Genomic DNA, 15,081 nt, shown 5'->3' with positions numbered 1-15,081 from the left:
GTGAAACCCGTGATCAAGATCGGGCTGTGGCGCAGCTTGGTAGCGCGCCTCGTTCGGGACGAGGAGGCCGCAGGTTCAAATCCTGTCAGCCCGACACCGATTAGGAGCCGGATCCGCTCAGGCGGGTCCGGCTCCTGTCATTTCCGCGAGTCGGCGCCAATGGTTGCGCGAGTCGGCCCCAATGGTTGCGCGAGTCGGCGCCAATGGCGGCGCAGGTCTCGACTCATGCGGTCAGAAGTCTCGACTCGAGCGTCACAAGTCTCGACTCGACCGTTCTGCCGGCAGAGAACGTGGTCTGCGACACTCTGCGCCATGGCAGACGATGACCGCGTCGGGGGTGCGCCCTCCCTCGAGCCGCCCTCGCTGAACCCGTTCCGCCGGCGCCGCGCCGCGGCCGGGCGAGCCGCGCCGCCAGCCCCGCCGGCTGCGCCGCCCGCGCCTCCTCCTGCTCCTGCTCCTGCCGCTGCCGCGCCGAAGCCTCCTCCCCCGCCACCGGCCCCGCAGAGGGTCCAGGAGCGTCCTGCGGGCGGCGTACGGGCCCCTGAGCGCCCGTCACGGCCCCTGGCGCCCCCGCCCGCCCCTTGGGCTCCTCGAGAGCCGCGCAAGCCGCTGCTGGTCGACCTGGTCGTCCCGGGACTGGTGGCGGCGATCCTGAGCGGCCTCGTGGTGGGGCTCGGCGCGGTCTCGCTGACCGCCGGCGGCATGCAGGCCTGCGAGTCGGTGCGCGGCACGTCCGCGTGCGGGCGCGGTCCGGGCTTCGCGCTGCTGCTGGCGATCACGGCGGTGCTGGTCGTGCTCGGCGGCGCCGTGCTGCGGGCGCTGCGCCATCCCGGGCCGCTCGGGACCAGCCTGCTGGGCGTCGGCCTGCTGGCCGTGGTCGTGCTGGTGCTGGCCGACCACGTCTTCGAGACCTGGATGGTGGCGGCGGTGCCGGCGCTCGCCGCCGCGGCGTACGCCCTGAGCCACGCCGTGGTCTCCGACGCGAACGAGCCCGCCCGGGAGTGACTCCCGGGCGGGCTCGCAGCGTGGGCGGGCTCAGCGCGCGGCGGCGACGAGCTCCGCGATCTGCACGGTGTTGAGTGCCGCGCCCTTGCGCAGGTTGTCGTTGCTGATGAACAGCGCGAGACCCCGGTCGCCGTCGACGCCCTCGTCGCGCCGGATCCGGCCGACGTACGACGGGTCCTTGCCGGCGGCCTGGAGCGGGTTGGGGATCTCGGCGAGCTCGACGCCGGGGGCGCCGGCGAGCAGCTCCGTGGCGCGCTCGGGGGTGATCGCGCGGTCGAACTCGGCGTTGACCGAGAGCGAGTGGCCGGTGAAGACGGGGACCCGCACGCAGATGCCGGAGACCCGCAGCTCGGGGATCCCGAGGATCTTGCGCGACTCGTTGCGCAGCTTCTGCTCCTCGTCGGTCTCGTTGAGACCGTCCTCGACGAGGTTGCCGGCGAACGGCAGCACGTTGTAGGCGATGGTGCGGCGGTAGACGCCCGGCTCGCCGAAGTCCACGGCCTCGCCGTCGTAGGCGAGCTCGCTGGCCTTGTCCCCGGCGGCGGCGACGCCGCCGGCCAGCTCCGCGACGCCGGCGATGCCGGAGCCGCTCACGGCCTGGTAGGTCGAGACCACGAGACGACGCAGGCCGGCCTCGTCGTGCAGCGGCTTGAGCACCGGCATCGCGGCCATCGTCGTGCAGTTCGGGTTGGCGATGATCCCACGCCCGGCCTCGATGACACCGCGGGCGTCCTCGGGGTTGACCTCGGAGACGACCAGCGGGATCGTCGGGTCCTTGCGGAACGCCGAGGAGTTGTCGACCACGATCACGCCGGCGTCGACGAACTTCTGCGCCAGCGCCCGCGAGGCGGTGGCGCCGGCCGAGAACAGCGCGACGTCGAGACCGCTGGGGTCGGCGGTGGTGGAGTCCTCGACCACGACCTCGCGGCCCTCGTAGGCCAGCACCTTGCCCGCGGAACGCGGGCTGGCGAAGAAGCGGATCTCCTCCACGGGGAAGGAGCGCTCGGCGAGGATCTGGCGCATCGCGACGCCGACCTGGCCCGTGGCGCCGACGACGCCGATCCGGATGCCCATGTCAGCGACCGGTCCCGCCGTAGACGACGGCCTCGACCTCGGTGGCGTCGAGGTCGAACGCCGTGTGGGTGGCGCGCACGGCCTCGTCGACCTGGACCTCGTCGACGATCACCGAGATGCGGATCTCGGAGGTCGAGATCATCCCGATGTTGACCCCGGCGTTGGCGAGCGCCGAGAAGAACTTCGCGGTGATGCCGGGGTGCGAGCGCATGCCCGCACCGACCAGCGACACCTTGCCGACCTGGTCGTCGAAGAGCAGCCGGTCGAAGCCGACCGTGTCCTGGATGCGGGCGAGCGCAGCCATCGCGGCCTGCCCGTCGGCGCGCGGGAGGGTGAAGGAGATGTCGGTCAGCGCGGTCGCCGCGGCCGAGACGTTCTGCACGACCATGTCGATGTTGGCGCCGGCGGCGGCGAGGGTCTCGAAGATCCGCGCGGCCTCACCGACCTTGTCGGGGACGCCGACGACCGTGATCTTGGCCTGCGACCGATCGTGGGCGACACCGGCGATGATCGGCTGCTCCATGGACTGTGCTCCTGCCTGGGCGTCGGGAATGATCCAGGTGCCCTCCTTCTGGGAGAAGGAGGAGCGGACGTGGATCGGCATCTGGTAGCGGCGCGCGTACTCGACGCACCGCAGGTGGAGGATCTTGGCGCCGGAGGCGGCCATCTCGAGCATCTCCTCGGCGGAGACCCGGTCGAGCTTGCGCGCGGCGGGGACGATGCGCGGGTCGGCGGTGAAGACGCCGTCGACGTCGCTGTAGATCTCGCAGACCTCGGCGCCGAGCGCCGCGGCGAGCGCCACGGCCGTCGTGTCCGAGGCACCGCGACCCAGCGTGGTGACGTCCTTGGTGTCCTGCGAGACACCCTGGAAGCCGGCGACGATCGCGATCGCACCGTCGGCGAGGGCCTGCTCGATGCGGCCCGGGGTGATGTCGATGATCTTGGCGCGACCGTGGGCGGAGTCGGTGATCACGCCGGCCTGGGAGCCGGTGAAGGACTGGGCCTTGTGACCGAGCTGGGCGATCGCCATGGCCACGAGCGCCATCGACATCCGCTCCCCGGCGGTCAGCAGCATGTCGAGCTCGCGCGGCGGCGGCAGCGGGGAGACCTGCTCGGCGAGGTCGCGGAGCTCGTCGGTGGTGTCACCCATCGCCGACACGACCACGACGACGTCGTGACCGGCCTTGCGGGTGTTCACGATGCGCTGCGCCACCCGCTTGATGCCGGCTGCGTCAGCGACGGACGAGCCGCCGTACTTCTGCACGACAATGCTCACGACTGCTTCCCTCGCAACTCGGTGGAGATCCCTGGACGAACCGCACAGCAAAAGGGGCGCGGACCAAGTCTGGCCCGGGCGCCCCTGGCGGCGCCCCCGAGTTTATCGCGCGGGCTCCTCGCTCCCACCGAGCATCTCATCAGCTGCGGCAAGCTGCTCGTCCTCGTCGAGCTCCTCGGTGTCGAGGCGGTCGTGGGTCACGATCGACTGGAGCGCGCGCAGGACGCCGCTCGCGGTATTGCCCCAGGAGGAGACGTAGGAGAACTGCCACCACCACAGCGCCTCGGCGAGGTTGCCGGCCCGATGGTGGCGCAGTCCGTTGGCGACCTCCGCGGCGATGGCCGCGAGGTCGTCGGAGAGGTGCTCCTCGACAAGCTCGGGGGCGTAGGCGTCGAAGTTCACGACGTAGGTGTCCACCGACTCCAGCAGCCGGGCCAGCCGCTCGCGCATCAGGTCGAGGTCGGGGTCCGGCCCGACGTCGGGCTGGTACTCCTCGTCCGGGGTGAAGTCCGACTGCGCGCCCAGGCGGGCACCGGCCAGCAGGAGCTGGCTGACCTCGAGGAGCAGCAGCGAGATCGCCCGCCCGCCGGCCTCGTCGCGGGCGATGGCCTGCAGGGCGAGCAGGAAGCTCTCCACCTGGTCGGCGATCTGCTGGGCGAAGTCCTCGGTCGCGGCGTCGAGGACCGCGGCGGGAGGAGCACTGGGGGTGGGGCTGTGGCTGCTCATTCGGCGGTCCGCCTTCCTGCGAATGCTCGGCCGAGAGTCACCTCATCGGCGTACTCGAGATCACCCCCCACCGGCAGTCCACTCGCCAGACGCGTCACGCGCAACCCCAGGGGACGCAGCATCCGGGTCAGGTAGGTCGCCGTCGCCTCCCCCTCGAGGTTGGGGTCGGTCGCCAGGATCGTCTCGGTGATGGCGCCGTCGGCCAGGCGCGTCATCAGCTCACGGATGCGCAGCTGGTCGGGGCCGATCCCGTCGATCGGCGAGATCGCCCCGCCGAGCACGTGGTAGCGACCCCGGAACTCGCGGGTCCGCTCGATCGCGACGACGTCCTTGTACTCCTCGACCACGCACAGCACCGAGGGGTCACGACGTGGGTCGCGGCAGATGCGGCACTGCTCGTCCTCGGAGACGTTGAAGCAGACCGAGCAGAACTTCACCTTGGCCTTGACCTCGGTGAGCACGTCGGCGAGACGGCGCACGTCGACCGGGTCGGCCTGCAGGATGTGGAACGCGATGCGCTGCGCGCTCTTGGGACCCACACCGGGCAGGCGGCCCAGCTCGTCGATCAGGTCCTGGACGACACCTTCGTACAAGGCGGGTTCCTAGAAACCGAGCTGACCGGGCAGCCCGCCGGGGGCGTCGCCCCCGGCGAGACCTCCGGCCAGCGGGCCGAGCGTCTCGCTCGCGAGGGCGTCGGCCTGGGCCTTGGCGTCGCGGTAGGCGGCCACGACCATGTCGCCGAGATCGGAGAGGTCGTCGGCGTCCTCGCCGTCGAACTGCCCGGCCTTGATCGCGACGCCGACCAGCTCGCCGACGCCGTTGACAGTCACCGTCACGGCGCCGCCGGCCACGGTGCCCTCCACGGTGGAGTCGGCCAGGCGCTCCTGGGCCTGCTGGAGCTGCTCCTGCATCTGCTGGGCCTGCTGCAGGAGCGCGTTCATGTCGAAACCGCCGCCGCCGAGCGCGTCGAAGGGGTTCTGGGTCATCGCGGTCTCACCTGGGTCCTGTCCTGGGTCTGGTGCTGGATCTGTTGGGTCAACGGGGTCACTGGTGGCGGATCTCCTCGATGAGCTTGGCTCCGAGCTCACGCTGGAGCAGCTCCGCGCCGCCCAGCTCGTCGAGGTCGGCGTCGAGGTCGTCACGCCGGGCGTCGGCGTCGCGGTCGACGACGTCCTCGGTCACCACCGGCTCGGGGGTCCCGGCCGCGCGGGTCGGCTGGACCGCCTGGCGGGCCAGGTGGATCGGGTCGTGGTCGGGCGCGCGCGGCGCGCGGGCCTCGGGCGGCGCCTGGTCCGCGCCGGCCGGCGGGGCGTCGTGACCCGGCTGCTGGGCGGGCGCGGTCGGCGCAACCTGCTGAGGAGCGGGATCCGCGGGCGCGGCAGGTGCGGCGGGTGCGGCCGGCGCCGGTGCCGCGGGGCGGGAGGCGTCGACCTGGGTGCCGGGGTCGATGATCGTCTCGATGCGCCACTCGGCTCCGACCACGTCGATCGCGGCCTGGCGCAGCACCGCGTCGCAGCCGCCGGCCACGAAGGAGTCGCGCGCACCGACGTTGGAGAACCCGACGGTCAGCACGTTGCCCTCGAGCCCGACCACCTGGCAGTTCTGGGTGAGGATCATCCACGCCACCCGCCGGCGCAGCTTGGTGGCCTCGACGATGTCGGGCCACAGCCGACGCACGTCGACCAGCGACAGGCCGCCGGACCCGGCCGCGTGCGGCGCGGAGGGCTGGGCGGCGGGCTGGGCGGACGCGGACTGCTGGGCGGGCGCGGACTGCTGCGGAGCGGACTGCTGGGCGGGCGCGGCGGAGCCGGGCGCGGCAGGTGTCGACCACTGGGCGGCGGCTGCTGGGGTGCCGGCGCGGGAGGCTGCTGCGGGGCGGGCTGCTGCGGGGCGGGCGGGGCCGCGGCGGGAACGGGCGGGGCCGCGGCGGGAGCGGGCGGAGCGGCCACCTCGGGGTGCCGCTCGGCCGCCACGTGCACGTCGGCCGGACGGTCCTGGGCCGGCGGTGCCGGGGCAGCGGCCGGACGGGCGGCGGGGGAGGGCGTGCCGGTGATGGTGAGGCGCTTCTCCAGGCGGTCGAGGCGGGCCATCACGCCCTCGGTGGAGTGGTCGGCACCCGGCAGCAGCACCCGGGCGCAGATCAGCTCCAGCAGCAGTCGCGGCGCGGTCGCGCCGCGCATCTCGGTCAGCCCGGTGGCGACCAGGTCGGCGGCGCGGGAGAGCTCGGTGCTGCCGAAGCGCGCGGCCTGGGCGACCAGGCGCTCGCCCTGGTCCTCGGAGACGTCGATCAGCCCGGAGACCGTGGCCTCGGGCACGGCGGCCACGATCACCAGGTCGCGCAGCCGGCGCAGCAGGTCCTCGGTGAAGCGGCGCGGGTCCTGCCCGGTCTCGATCACCTTGTCCACGACCCCGAACACCGCCGCGCCGTCACCGGCCGCGAACGCGTCGACCACCTCGTCGAGCAGGGTGTCGGGGGTGTAGCCGAGCAGGCCGGTCGCGAGCTCGCGGGTGACTCCCTCGGGCCCACTGCCGCCGAGCAGCTGGTCGAGCACCGACAGGGTGTCGCGCGCCGAGCCGCCGCCGGCGCGGACCACCAGCGGCAGGGCCGCGGGCTCGATCGCGACACCCTCCTTGGCGGCCAGCTCGGAGAGGTAGGAGGAGAGCAGCCGCGGCGGGATCAGCCGGAAGGGGTAGTGGTGGGTGCGCGAGCGGATGGTCGCGATGACCTTCTCCGGCTCGGTGGTCGCGAAGATGAAGCGCAGGTGCGGGGGCGGTTCCTCGACCAGCTTGAGCAGGGCGTTGAAGCCCTGCGGGGAGACCATGTGGGCCTCGTCGATGATGTAGACCTTGTAGCGGCTCTTCACCGGCGCGAAGAACGCCTTCTCGCGCAGGTCGCGGGCGTCGTCGACACCGCCGTGCGAGGCGGCGTCGATCTCGATCACGTCGATCGAGCCGCCCCCGTCGCGGGACAGGTCACGACAGCTCTCGCACTCCCCACACGGGTCGGCGACCGGCGCCTTCTCGCAGTTCAGGGCTCGGGCCAGGATGCGCGCCGAGGTGGTCTTGCCGCAGCCGCGCGGGCCGGAGAAGAGGTAGGCGTGGTTGACCCGGTTGTTCGCGAGCGCGGCGCGCAGCGGGCCGGTCACGTGATCTTGACCGATGACCTCGGCGAAGGTCTCGGGCCGGTAGCGGCGGTACAACGCGAGGGGTGACTCCACGTCAGAACCCTAACCACCGGGTCCGACAGCCGGTAGCGCACCGGTCCGACGACGTCGCTCCGGACACAGGCACGACAGAAGCGCGACCTGCCCGGGACATGAAAAGGCCCCCCGCGTACCCGACAGAGCTCACTTACCCTTGCTGCCTTCCGGCCCTGGGGGAGTTGGGCGAGATGCCGCCACGCGGGGGGTTGGCCGCAACTCTAGGCGACGCCCGCGGGAGGCACCAAGACGGCCGGCCCCGCGGACGCCACGACGGCCGGGAACCGGGCTCGGGCGGGGTCGATTTCACCCCCTGTCAGCGTGACCGGTACGCTCCGTCGCGGAGGATTCGCCTAGTGGCCTATGGCGCTCGCTTGGAAAGCGGGTTGGGTTAACAGCCCTCAGGGGTTCGAATCCCCTATCCTCCGCCAGCAGGAGCCCTCGACGTCCGCGTCGGGGGCTCCTTCGCATTTCGCCACCGCCCTGCTGCGGGGCGGCGCCCGACCGTCCCCGCTCGGTCAGGAGCTCCTCGACCGGGCCCGCGGCCACGCTGCCGAGCAGGACGAGCACCGCCAGCACCACCCCTCCCAGCAGCAGCCGGCCGGCCCGGGGCGGCTCCGCCTCGCGCCCGTCAGGAGTGCCGGACACGAACGCCGCCACCACCCGGCGACGCTCGAAGGACTGCGCCTCCGCGAGATCGCGTCGGGTGACCACGTCAGCCTCGGATGGCGGCCGACAGCCCGCTGGCCACCACGAGCAGCGGGGGAAGGGACAGCACCACGGCGGTCTCGGCGAGGTCGCCGAGACGGCCCCGCCGCACCGACCCCGCTCCTGGGACGACGTACGCGAGGAGGACGCCGACACCGGAGGCGAGGAGTGCCGCCGCGGCGCCCGGTCGCCAGTGAGGGTGCAGCACCAGCGCGGTCACGGCGGTGGCGAGCAGGGCGGCGAGGCCGAGGACCGTCGTGGCCACCACCTCGGCGCCGACGCGGTGGCGGCGCGCGCCCAGCAGCACGACCAGGCAACCGGCCACCGCGAGCGCGGTGCCCGCAGCGCCGAGCGACACCGCGACCGGTGCCAGCACCAGAACGGCGAGGCCGACGCCGACCAGGAGGGCCAGCAGGATCTCGTGGGCGGCACGCACGTCGCGGCGTACGCCGGCCAGGTCGACGGGCCGGTCGGGGTGGCGCCGCGCCGGGTCGAGGTCCGGGGCGGCCAGGCTCAGCGCGAGCCGCGGGAGCAGCACGGACCCCAGCACCACGAGCACGAGCAGGACCGCCGCGACGGCCCCCGGACCGCCCGCGAGCTCCCGCTCGGCCACGACCCCGGCCACCCCCAGCAGGCCGGCGAGCACCGGCGGGATCGCCCAGGTGCGGCCCGGCCCGAGAGCGACCAGGCCGACGAGCCCCGCGGACGCGGCGCCGACGGACCCACCCAGCACGACGGGTACGCCGCCCTGCGCGGCGAGCAGCACGCCCGCGACCACGGCGTACGCCACCGCGGCACCGAGGGCGGTGAGCGCCGCGCCCGGCTCGGGACGCAGCCGGGAGAGCAGGACCGCACCGCCGAGCAGCCCGGCGGCGGCGCCCGCGGCTCCGGCCCCGGCGCGCATCGGCTCGTCCTGGGCCAGCAGCGCGAGCGCCCCGAGGACCAGGAGCAGGGTGGCGGTGACCAGGGCAGTACGCCGGGTGGTGGACGTGTGGTGGTGGGCCAGGTCGTGCTCCACGACGTCGAGCACCGCCTCGGCGAGGTCGTCGTGGCGGCGCGGCGGCGGGTCCGCGATCCCGCCGACCACGGTGAGCAGCGCGCCGTCGGCGACGCCCTGCGCGAGCAGCCCCACCTCGCCGGAGAGCGGGCGTCCCGTGGTCGTGCGCAGCCGGTGGCCGAGGTGCGCCGTGCGCGGATCGAGCAGCCCGACCGACCGCGCGAGCTCGGGGAGCAGCTCGGCGACCGGGACCGTGCCGGGCAGCACCAGGTCCACCCGGCGGGTGGCCGAGGCCACCGTCACCCGCAGCAACGCGGCGGGCCCGGGAGGGTCGGGGCCGCCCGCGGACGGCGTCGGGCCGGCCACCGCGCGCTCAGGCGCCGAAGGTCGCGGCGCCCCGGGCGTCGGCCGCTGCGTAGTCGGCGTTGGAGACGGAGACGGCGCGACCGGTGTCGTCGAGCAGCTCACGCATCTCGGTCATCGCGGCGTCCCAGGTCGCCTTGGCCTGCAGGTAGGCCTCCTGGGCGCGCCCGGTCCACTCGCTGCGCAGCGATGCGAGCTCGCTCTCGAGCCGGTCGAGGCGCTGGTCGATCTCGCGGGCCTTGCGCCGCAGGTCGTCGGCGGCCTGGTCGAGGCCGGCGTGGTCGACGAGCATGCCGCCGTCGGGTGCTGAGGTCATGGGGGGCTCCTGTGGTCAGTGGTGGGGATGGTCGAGAGGGCCGGGTCAGCCGAGCCGTGCGGCGGCCGCGGTGAAGGTGGCCGACTGCTGGTCGTCGGTCGTGGTGTTGATCTGCTCGGTGCGGGTCAACGAGCTCTCGAGCTCCTCGAGCGCGGCGACGATCGTGGACTGCTTCGCCGTCCACGCCTGGTGCAGCCGGAAGAACGCCTGCGCGCCCTGCCCCTGCCACCGCGCCTGGGCGCCGCCGATCTGTTCGGAGAGCTGGGCGGAGAGCTGGTCGAAGTCGACGCGGGCGTCGGCGACGAGCGCCGCCCCGGTCGAGAGGGTGCCTGCGCCCTGGCCGTAGGTACCGGTGGTCATCACGTGCTCCTGTCCGGTGACAGCGGGCGCCGTCACGCAGTCGAGATGGGCGAGAGGGGGATGGTGCTGCGACGTCGATGTCGCGGTCCGAGCGGGCCGTGCGGCGCGTCCGGACACTGCGCCCCTACCGCTCGTCCCGGACCACGAAACCGGCCTTCCCCGCTTTCCACAGCCCTCGCCGAGACCCGCTCGGCCGGGCCACCAGCGCAGCGGTCGGGGCGGGCCGGGAGTCGTCCACACCGCGGCGTACGGCGGGCTTCTGCACAGCACTGGCACCGGGCGGCGCGGGGCCGGGGGCGCGGCGTCGCAGCATCACCCGCACGGGCCGCGCCGGCGGCTCGCAACGGTCCCGGACAAGAGGAGGAGCCCGTGACGACGGTGCGCGAGGCCGGACCCCTTCCGCTGCCGAGCGGACGGATCGTGCTCAAGCCTCCGCCCGAGCTGCGGCCCGCCGAGGGTGCGAGCGGCGTGCTGATGAACGCCGTGCCGATGCTCGGCGGTCTCGGCTCGGTCGTGCTGGTCGCCACGATGGGCGGGGGCGCCGACGGCCTGCGCCTGCTGGCGGCGGGCATGTTCCTGGTCGCGACCGTGGGGTTCGTCGTCGTGCAGGTCGACCGTCAGCGCACCCAGCGCGCCGAGCAGGTCGGCGGCGCCCGGGCGGACTACCTGCACCACCTGGCCTCGGTGCGGGCTCGGGCCCGCGAGGCCGGGGACCGCCAGCGCGCCGCACTCCTCTGGCACCACCCCTCGCCGGCGGCACTGCCGTCGCTCGCCGCGCAGCGGTCCCGGGTCTGGGAACGCACCGCGGGCGACCCGGAGTTCCTCCAGGTGCGCTGCGGCGTGGCCGACCAGCCGTCGGCCCTCGAGCTGCTCGCCCATGACGACGCCGACGCCGCCCGGGCGGACCCGGTGGCCGTCGCCGCGGCACGACGGCTGCTCGCGCTCCACCGCACCCAACCCGACCTGCCGCTCACCGTCGACCTCACCGCGCAGGACCGCGTGGACGCGGTCGGCCCGGCGGAGCAGGCCCGGGCCGTGGTGCGCGCCCTGATGTGCTCCGCGGCCGTGTTCCACCCGCCCGACGCGCTGGTCGTCGCCGTCCTGACCGACGACGCAGCCCTCGCCCACTGGGACTGGGTGAAGTGGCTGCCGCACGCCCACAGCCCCCGCGCACGCGACGCGATCGGTCCGCGGCGACTGGTGGGCACCTCCGCCGAGGAGCTGCGGGCCCTGCTGCCCGCACACCCGCACCTGCTGCTGGTCCTCGACGACGACGGGCGACACGACCCCGCCGCCCTGGAGCTGCCGGGGACCGGCGCCACGATCCTGCGAGTGCGCGCCCCGGCCCACCGGGCGGACCGGGTGCGGCTGGTCCTCGGCGCGGACCCGGTCGGCTGCGAGCCCGACCGGTGCGACCTGGCCAGCGCCGAAGCGCTCGCCCGTCGGCTGCTCCCGCTCGGCACGGCCGGCGACGAGCACTCCGGGGGCCGCGGCCGGGGCGGGCCGGTCGACTTCGCGACCCTGCTCGGCGCCGGGGACCTCCGCGTCCTCGACCCGGCGATCAGCTGGCGACCGCGCCCCGAGCGCGACCGGCTGCGGGTGCCGATCGGCACCGGGGAGGACGGCCACGTCGTCCACCTCGACCTCAAGGAGTCGGCCCGTCGCGGCATGGGTCCGCACGGCCTGGTCATCGGCGCCACCGGCTCGGGCAAGTCCGAGCTGCTGCGGACCCTCGTCCTGGGTCTGGGGACGACCCACTCCCCCGCCGAGCTCAACCTGGTGCTGGTCGACTTCAAGGGCGGAGCGACCTTCGCCGGGCTCGCCTCGATGCCGCACGTCTCGGCCGTGATCACCAACCTCGCCGAGGAGCTGGCCCTGGTCGACCGGATGCAGGACGCGCTGGCCGGTGAGCTGCTGCGCCGCCAGCAGGTGCTGCGCCGGGCGGGCAACCTGGCCTCGCAACACGACTACGAGCAGGCACGCGCCGCCGGGCGGGATCTCGCACCGCTGCCTTCGCTGCTCGTCGTGGTGGATGAGTTCTCCGAGCTGCTCGCCGCCCGGCCCGAGCTGCTCGACCTGTTCGTGGCGATCGGCCGTCTGGGCCGCTCCCTCGGCGTGCACCTGCTGCTGGCCTCCCAGCGCCTGGAGGAGGGCCGGCTGCGCGGCCTGGAGTCCCACCTCTCCTACCGCGTCGGGCTGCGCACGTTCAGCGCCCAGGAGTCGCGGGCCGTGCTCGGCGTCCCCGACGCCCACGAGCTGCCGCCCGTCCCCGGCCTGGGCTACCTGCGACCGGACCCGGCGAGGCTCGTGCGCTTCCGCGCGGCGTACGTCTCGGCGCCGGTCGAGCCGGTCGAGCCGGTCGGGCCGGTGCCCGAGCCGCGAGGCCGGCACAGCGCCGCGCCGGCACCGACGGGGATCTGGCCGTTCCCGGTCACCCGCGTGGCCGCCCGGTCGGTGGTCCCGTCGCCTTCCCGCCTGCCGGCGCTCCTCGACCCGCGCCCCCTGATCGAGGTGGCGCTGGCCCGGATGGCCGGTCACGGACCCGACGCCCACCGGGTCTGGCTGCCGCCGCTCGACGCCCCGGAGACCCTGGACCGTCTGCTCGGGCCGCTCGTCGAGGACCCCTCGCTCGGGCTGGTCGCGCCGCGCTGGCGCGAGCTGCCGGGACTGAGGATCCCGGTCGGGGTGGTCGACCGGCCCCGTGAGCAGCGCGCCGAGCCGCTCACGATCGACCTGGCCGGCGCCGCCGGGCACGTCGCCGTGGTGGGCGCCCCGCGCAGCGGCAAGAGCACCCTGCTGCGCACCCTCGTCGCCGCCCTGGCGCTGCGCACCACCCCGCAGGAGGCGCAGTTCTTCGTGCTCGACTTCGGCGGCGGCACCTTCGCCCCGTTCGCCCGCCTGCCGCACGTCGCGGGCGTCGCCTCGCGCGCCGAGCCCGACGTCGTACGCCGGGCGTTGGCGCAGGTGCACGGCCTGCTCGACCGGCGCGAGGCCTACTTCCGCGAGCAGGGCATCGACTCCGCCGAGACCTATCGGGCCCGGCGCGCCGCCGGCCGCGCCGACGACGGGTACGGCGACGTCTTCGTGGTCGTCGACGGGTGGAGCAGCCTGCGCGCCGAGCTCGACGACCTGGAGGTGGCGCTCCAGCAGCTGGCCGCGCGCGGGCTGGCCTTCGGGGTGCACCTGCTCACCAGCGCCGCGCGGTGGGCGGACTACCGCACCTCGGTGCGCGACGTGCTCGGCACCCGCATCGAGCTGCGGATCGGCGACCCGATCGAGTCCGAGGTGGACCGACGGGCCCAGGCCCTGGTGCCGCGCTCGCGCCCGGGGCGGGGGCTGGTCGCGGGTCCGCTGCATGTGCTGGCCGCGGTCCCGCGCATCGACGGTCGCCGTGACGCCGACGACCTCGCCGATGGGGTGGCCGACCTCGTCGACCGGGTCGCCGCTGCCTGGCGCGGGCCGACCGGCCCGAGGCTCCGGCTGCTGCCCGGGCACGTCCCGCTCGCCGACGTACGTCGTGCCGGCGAGACCGGTGGCGAGACCGGCGGGGAGACCACCGGCGCGGGCGGCCCGCTGCTGCTCGGGCTGCGCGAGTCCGACCTCGCCGCGGTGGAGCTCGACGTGGACGCCGAGCCGCACCTGCTGGCCCTCGGTGACAGCGGGTCCGGCAAGACCTCGCTGCTGCGCGCCTACGTGCAGGAGGTGATGCGCACCCGCAGCCCCCGGCAGGCCCAGGTCGTGCTGGTCGACCCGCGCCGCTCGCTGCTCGGCGAGGTCCCGGACGCCTACCTGCTCAACCACCTGTCGTCGGCGGCCCAGGTCGACGCGGCCATCGCCGACCTCGCGGCCCATCTGCAGACCCGGTTGCCGGGTCCGGGGGTGAGCACCGAGCAGCTGCGCAGCCGGTCCTGGTGGTCCGGCGCCGAGGTCTTCGTGGTCGCCGACGACCACGACCTGCTCACCACCTCCCAGGGCTCACCGCTGCAGCGCCTGCAGCCACTGCTCGCCCAGGCGCGCGACGTCGGGCTGCATCTCGCCCTCGCCCGCCGGGTCGGCGGGGCCGCCCGCGCCTGGCACGAGCCCGTGCTCCAGACGGTGCGCGACCTGGGCGCGCCGGGGCTGCTGCTGTCCGGTCGCCCGGAGGAGGGCCCGCTGCTCGCGGGACTGCGCCCGGCGTCCGCGCCGCCGGGGCGCGGACGCCTGGTGACCCGCGGGCGCGGGGTCGAGGTCGTGCAGGTGGCCTGGCAGGAGCCGGCTCCGTGAGCGCCGGCCCCGCCCCCGGCCCGTCAGGGTCAGTGCGTGGCGACCCCGGGACCGCTGATCTTCAGGCCCGGGAGCTGCTTGAGGTCGTACTTCATCTCGAAGGTGCGCCGGTAGCCGGTGTGCGCGACCCGCCAGCCCTCGGTGGTGCGGACGTAGCGGTCGGCGTAGAACGCGGCCCCCTCGAGCATGAAGTCGTAGGCCGGCACGATCACCCGGTCCTGGAGGTACCAGCGCCCGGTCGCGGTGTCCCCGTCGACCTCGATCTCGGGATGGTGCGCCTGGTGCAGGGTGTACATGCCCTCGACCATGTGGGTGCGCATGTAGTCCACCAGCCCGGTCCGGTCAGCGAAGACCAGTCCGTCGTAGTCCCCGGTCGCCTCGGGGACGAAGCACGCCTCGAAGTCCTCCCACTGCTTGGAATCGAGGGTGCGCAGGTAGCGGTACTTCAACCGGCAGATCTCATCGACGTCGCTCACGGGTGCAACCTAGATCACATGGCGACCGGTTGAGCCACAACGTTCCCGTAACCGGGACACAACATCGTGGCGATCTTGGGGGCGCACGCTGAGTCTCGACTCCCCCGCTCCCCGACCCCGCCAGGAGGCACCGATGTCCTACGAGACCGACCCGACGCTGGACCGCATCGCCGTGCAGCGCACCAAGCTCGAGCTGCGCCACTCCCAGGCCCTCGCGCGGCTGATGGAGGAGCGCCAGGACCTCCGCGGCGTCAATGCGCTGGCCGACCTCGTCGCCGACTCGCTGCTCTGGTCCGCCTGAGCCCGGCGCGGCCCCG

General features: G+C 74.4%; 14 protein-coding genes, 2 tRNA genes and 1 other RNA gene. 5 read left to right on the top strand and 12 right to left on the bottom strand.

From position 1 onward, the window contains the following. Positions 1-20: 20 nt before the first annotated feature. Both GFH29_RS01410 and GFH29_RS01405 read left to right on the top strand, forming a co-directional pair. Positions 21-94, top strand: a tRNA-Pro gene (locus tag GFH29_RS01410). Between the two features lie 545 nt (positions 95-639). Continuing rightward, entirely contained in the window at positions 640-1,005 is a 366-nt protein-coding gene (locus GFH29_RS01405) for a hypothetical protein (protein WP_153321708.1), read from the top strand. 30 nt (positions 1,006-1,035) lie between these two features. On the opposite strand, the gene GFH29_RS01400 is transcribed toward GFH29_RS01405, so the two are convergent. The 8 genes from GFH29_RS01400 to ffs all read right to left on the bottom strand — a co-directional run bounded on the left by GFH29_RS01400 (position 1,036) and on the right by ffs (position 7,492). Further along, a complete protein-coding gene (locus GFH29_RS01400) occupies positions 1,036-2,079 on the bottom strand; it encodes an aspartate-semialdehyde dehydrogenase (protein WP_153321707.1) in 1,044 nt (347 codons plus the stop codon). 1 nt (position 2,080) lies between these two features. After that, positions 2,081-3,355, bottom strand: coding sequence for an aspartate kinase (locus tag GFH29_RS01395; RefSeq protein WP_153321706.1), 1,275 nt, complete (start codon positions 3,353-3,355; stop codon positions 2,081-2,083). A gap of 102 nt (positions 3,356-3,457) precedes the next feature. Further along, positions 3,458-4,081, bottom strand: a complete 624-nt coding sequence (locus GFH29_RS01390; RefSeq protein WP_153321705.1) for a DUF5063 domain-containing protein — start codon at positions 4,079-4,081, stop codon at positions 3,458-3,460. Then, positions 4,078-4,674: a recombination mediator RecR gene (gene recR, locus GFH29_RS01385; RefSeq protein ID WP_153321704.1), complete on the bottom strand. Its 597-nt coding sequence runs from the start codon at positions 4,672-4,674 to the stop codon at positions 4,078-4,080. Before recR ends, GFH29_RS01390 begins: the two co-directional genes overlap by 4 nt. Positions 4,675-4,683: 9 nt before the next feature. Then, the gene (locus GFH29_RS01380; RefSeq protein WP_153321703.1) at positions 4,684-5,067 is read right to left on the bottom strand and encodes a YbaB/EbfC family nucleoid-associated protein; all 384 of its coding nucleotides are present in this window, start codon (positions 5,065-5,067) and stop codon (positions 4,684-4,686) included. Between the two features lie 58 nt (positions 5,068-5,125). Continuing rightward, complete coding sequence (locus GFH29_RS20585) at positions 5,126-5,758, bottom strand: hypothetical protein (RefSeq protein ID WP_228387690.1); 633 nt, start codon at positions 5,756-5,758, stop codon at positions 5,126-5,128. Then, entirely contained in the window at positions 5,695-7,299 is a 1,605-nt protein-coding gene (locus GFH29_RS01375) for a DNA polymerase III subunit gamma and tau (protein ID WP_228387689.1), read from the bottom strand. The genes GFH29_RS20585 and GFH29_RS01375 overlap by 64 nt, the downstream gene beginning before the upstream one ends. 102 nt (positions 7,300-7,401) lie before the next feature. Further along, positions 7,402-7,492, bottom strand: an RNA gene (gene ffs, locus GFH29_RS01370) — signal recognition particle sRNA small type. Positions 7,493-7,623: 131 nt separating this feature from the next. Here ffs and GFH29_RS01365 point away from each other — a divergent pair. Then, positions 7,624-7,712, top strand: a tRNA-Ser gene (locus GFH29_RS01365). Positions 7,713-7,996: 284 nt separating this feature from the next. Here the strand turns inward: GFH29_RS01365 and GFH29_RS01360 are convergent. The 3 genes from GFH29_RS01360 to GFH29_RS01350 are packed head-to-tail and all read right to left on the bottom strand — an operon-like array spanning position 7,997 to position 10,025. Beyond that, positions 7,997-9,352 (bottom strand): EsaB/YukD family protein, encoded by a 1,356-nt coding sequence (locus GFH29_RS01360; RefSeq protein ID WP_153321702.1) that lies wholly within the window; start codon positions 9,350-9,352, stop codon positions 7,997-7,999. Between the two features lie 7 nt (positions 9,353-9,359). Continuing rightward, the gene (locus tag GFH29_RS01355; RefSeq protein WP_153321701.1) at positions 9,360-9,665 is read right to left on the bottom strand and encodes a WXG100 family type VII secretion target; all 306 of its coding nucleotides are present in this window, start codon (positions 9,663-9,665) and stop codon (positions 9,360-9,362) included. 45 nt (positions 9,666-9,710) lie between these two features. Beyond that, positions 9,711-10,025 carry a WXG100 family type VII secretion target gene (locus GFH29_RS01350; protein ID WP_153321700.1) on the bottom strand — a complete coding sequence of 105 codons (315 nt, stop codon included), beginning with the start codon at positions 10,023-10,025 and terminating at the stop codon, positions 9,711-9,713. 369 nt (positions 10,026-10,394) lie between these two features. Here GFH29_RS01350 and eccCa point away from each other — a divergent pair, with 369 nt between their 5' ends. Beyond that, a complete protein-coding gene (gene eccCa / locus GFH29_RS01345; protein WP_153321699.1) occupies positions 10,395-14,288 on the top strand; it encodes a type VII secretion protein EccCa in 3,894 nt (1,297 codons plus the stop codon). Between the two features lie 29 nt (positions 14,289-14,317). On the opposite strand, the gene GFH29_RS01340 is transcribed toward eccCa, so the two are convergent. After that, positions 14,318-14,764, bottom strand: coding sequence for a nuclear transport factor 2 family protein (locus GFH29_RS01340; RefSeq protein WP_153321698.1), 447 nt, complete (start codon positions 14,762-14,764; stop codon positions 14,318-14,320). Positions 14,765-14,897: 133 nt separating this feature from the next. Here GFH29_RS01340 and GFH29_RS20385 point away from each other — a divergent pair, with 133 nt between their 5' ends. Further along, positions 14,898-15,065 carry a hypothetical protein gene (locus tag GFH29_RS20385; protein WP_194289111.1) on the top strand — a complete coding sequence of 56 codons (168 nt, stop codon included), beginning with the start codon at positions 14,898-14,900 and terminating at the stop codon, positions 15,063-15,065. The last annotated feature ends 16 nt before the right edge of the window (positions 15,066-15,081 follow it).

It is taken from the genome of Nocardioides sp. dk884, assembly GCF_009557055.1.
Taxonomy (GTDB): domain Bacteria; phylum Actinomycetota; class Actinomycetes; order Propionibacteriales; family Nocardioidaceae; genus Nocardioides.
Note: the sequence above shows the minus strand (reverse complement) of the source record. Positions and strands in the feature narration are given on the sequence as shown.

Excerpts from the sequence above, each read along its gene's own strand:
- GFH29_RS01355 (WP_153321701.1), bottom strand. The coding sequence starts at position 9,665 with ATGACCTCAGCACCCGACGGCGGCATGCTCGTCGACCACGCCGGCCTC.
- GFH29_RS20385 (WP_194289111.1), top strand. The coding sequence starts at position 14,898 with ATGTCCTACGAGACCGACCCGACGCTGGACCGCATCGCCGTGCAGCGC.
- GFH29_RS01400 (WP_153321707.1), bottom strand. The coding sequence starts at position 2,079 with ATGGGCATCCGGATCGGCGTCGTCGGCGCCACGGGCCAGGTCGGCGTC.
- GFH29_RS01350 (WP_153321700.1), bottom strand. The coding sequence starts at position 10,025 with ATGACCACCGGTACCTACGGCCAGGGCGCAGGCACCCTCTCGACCGGG.
- GFH29_RS01390 (WP_153321705.1), bottom strand. The coding sequence starts at position 4,081 with ATGAGCAGCCACAGCCCCACCCCCAGTGCTCCTCCCGCCGCGGTCCTC.
- GFH29_RS01380 (WP_153321703.1), bottom strand. The coding sequence starts at position 5,067 with ATGACCCAGAACCCCTTCGACGCGCTCGGCGGCGGCGGTTTCGACATG.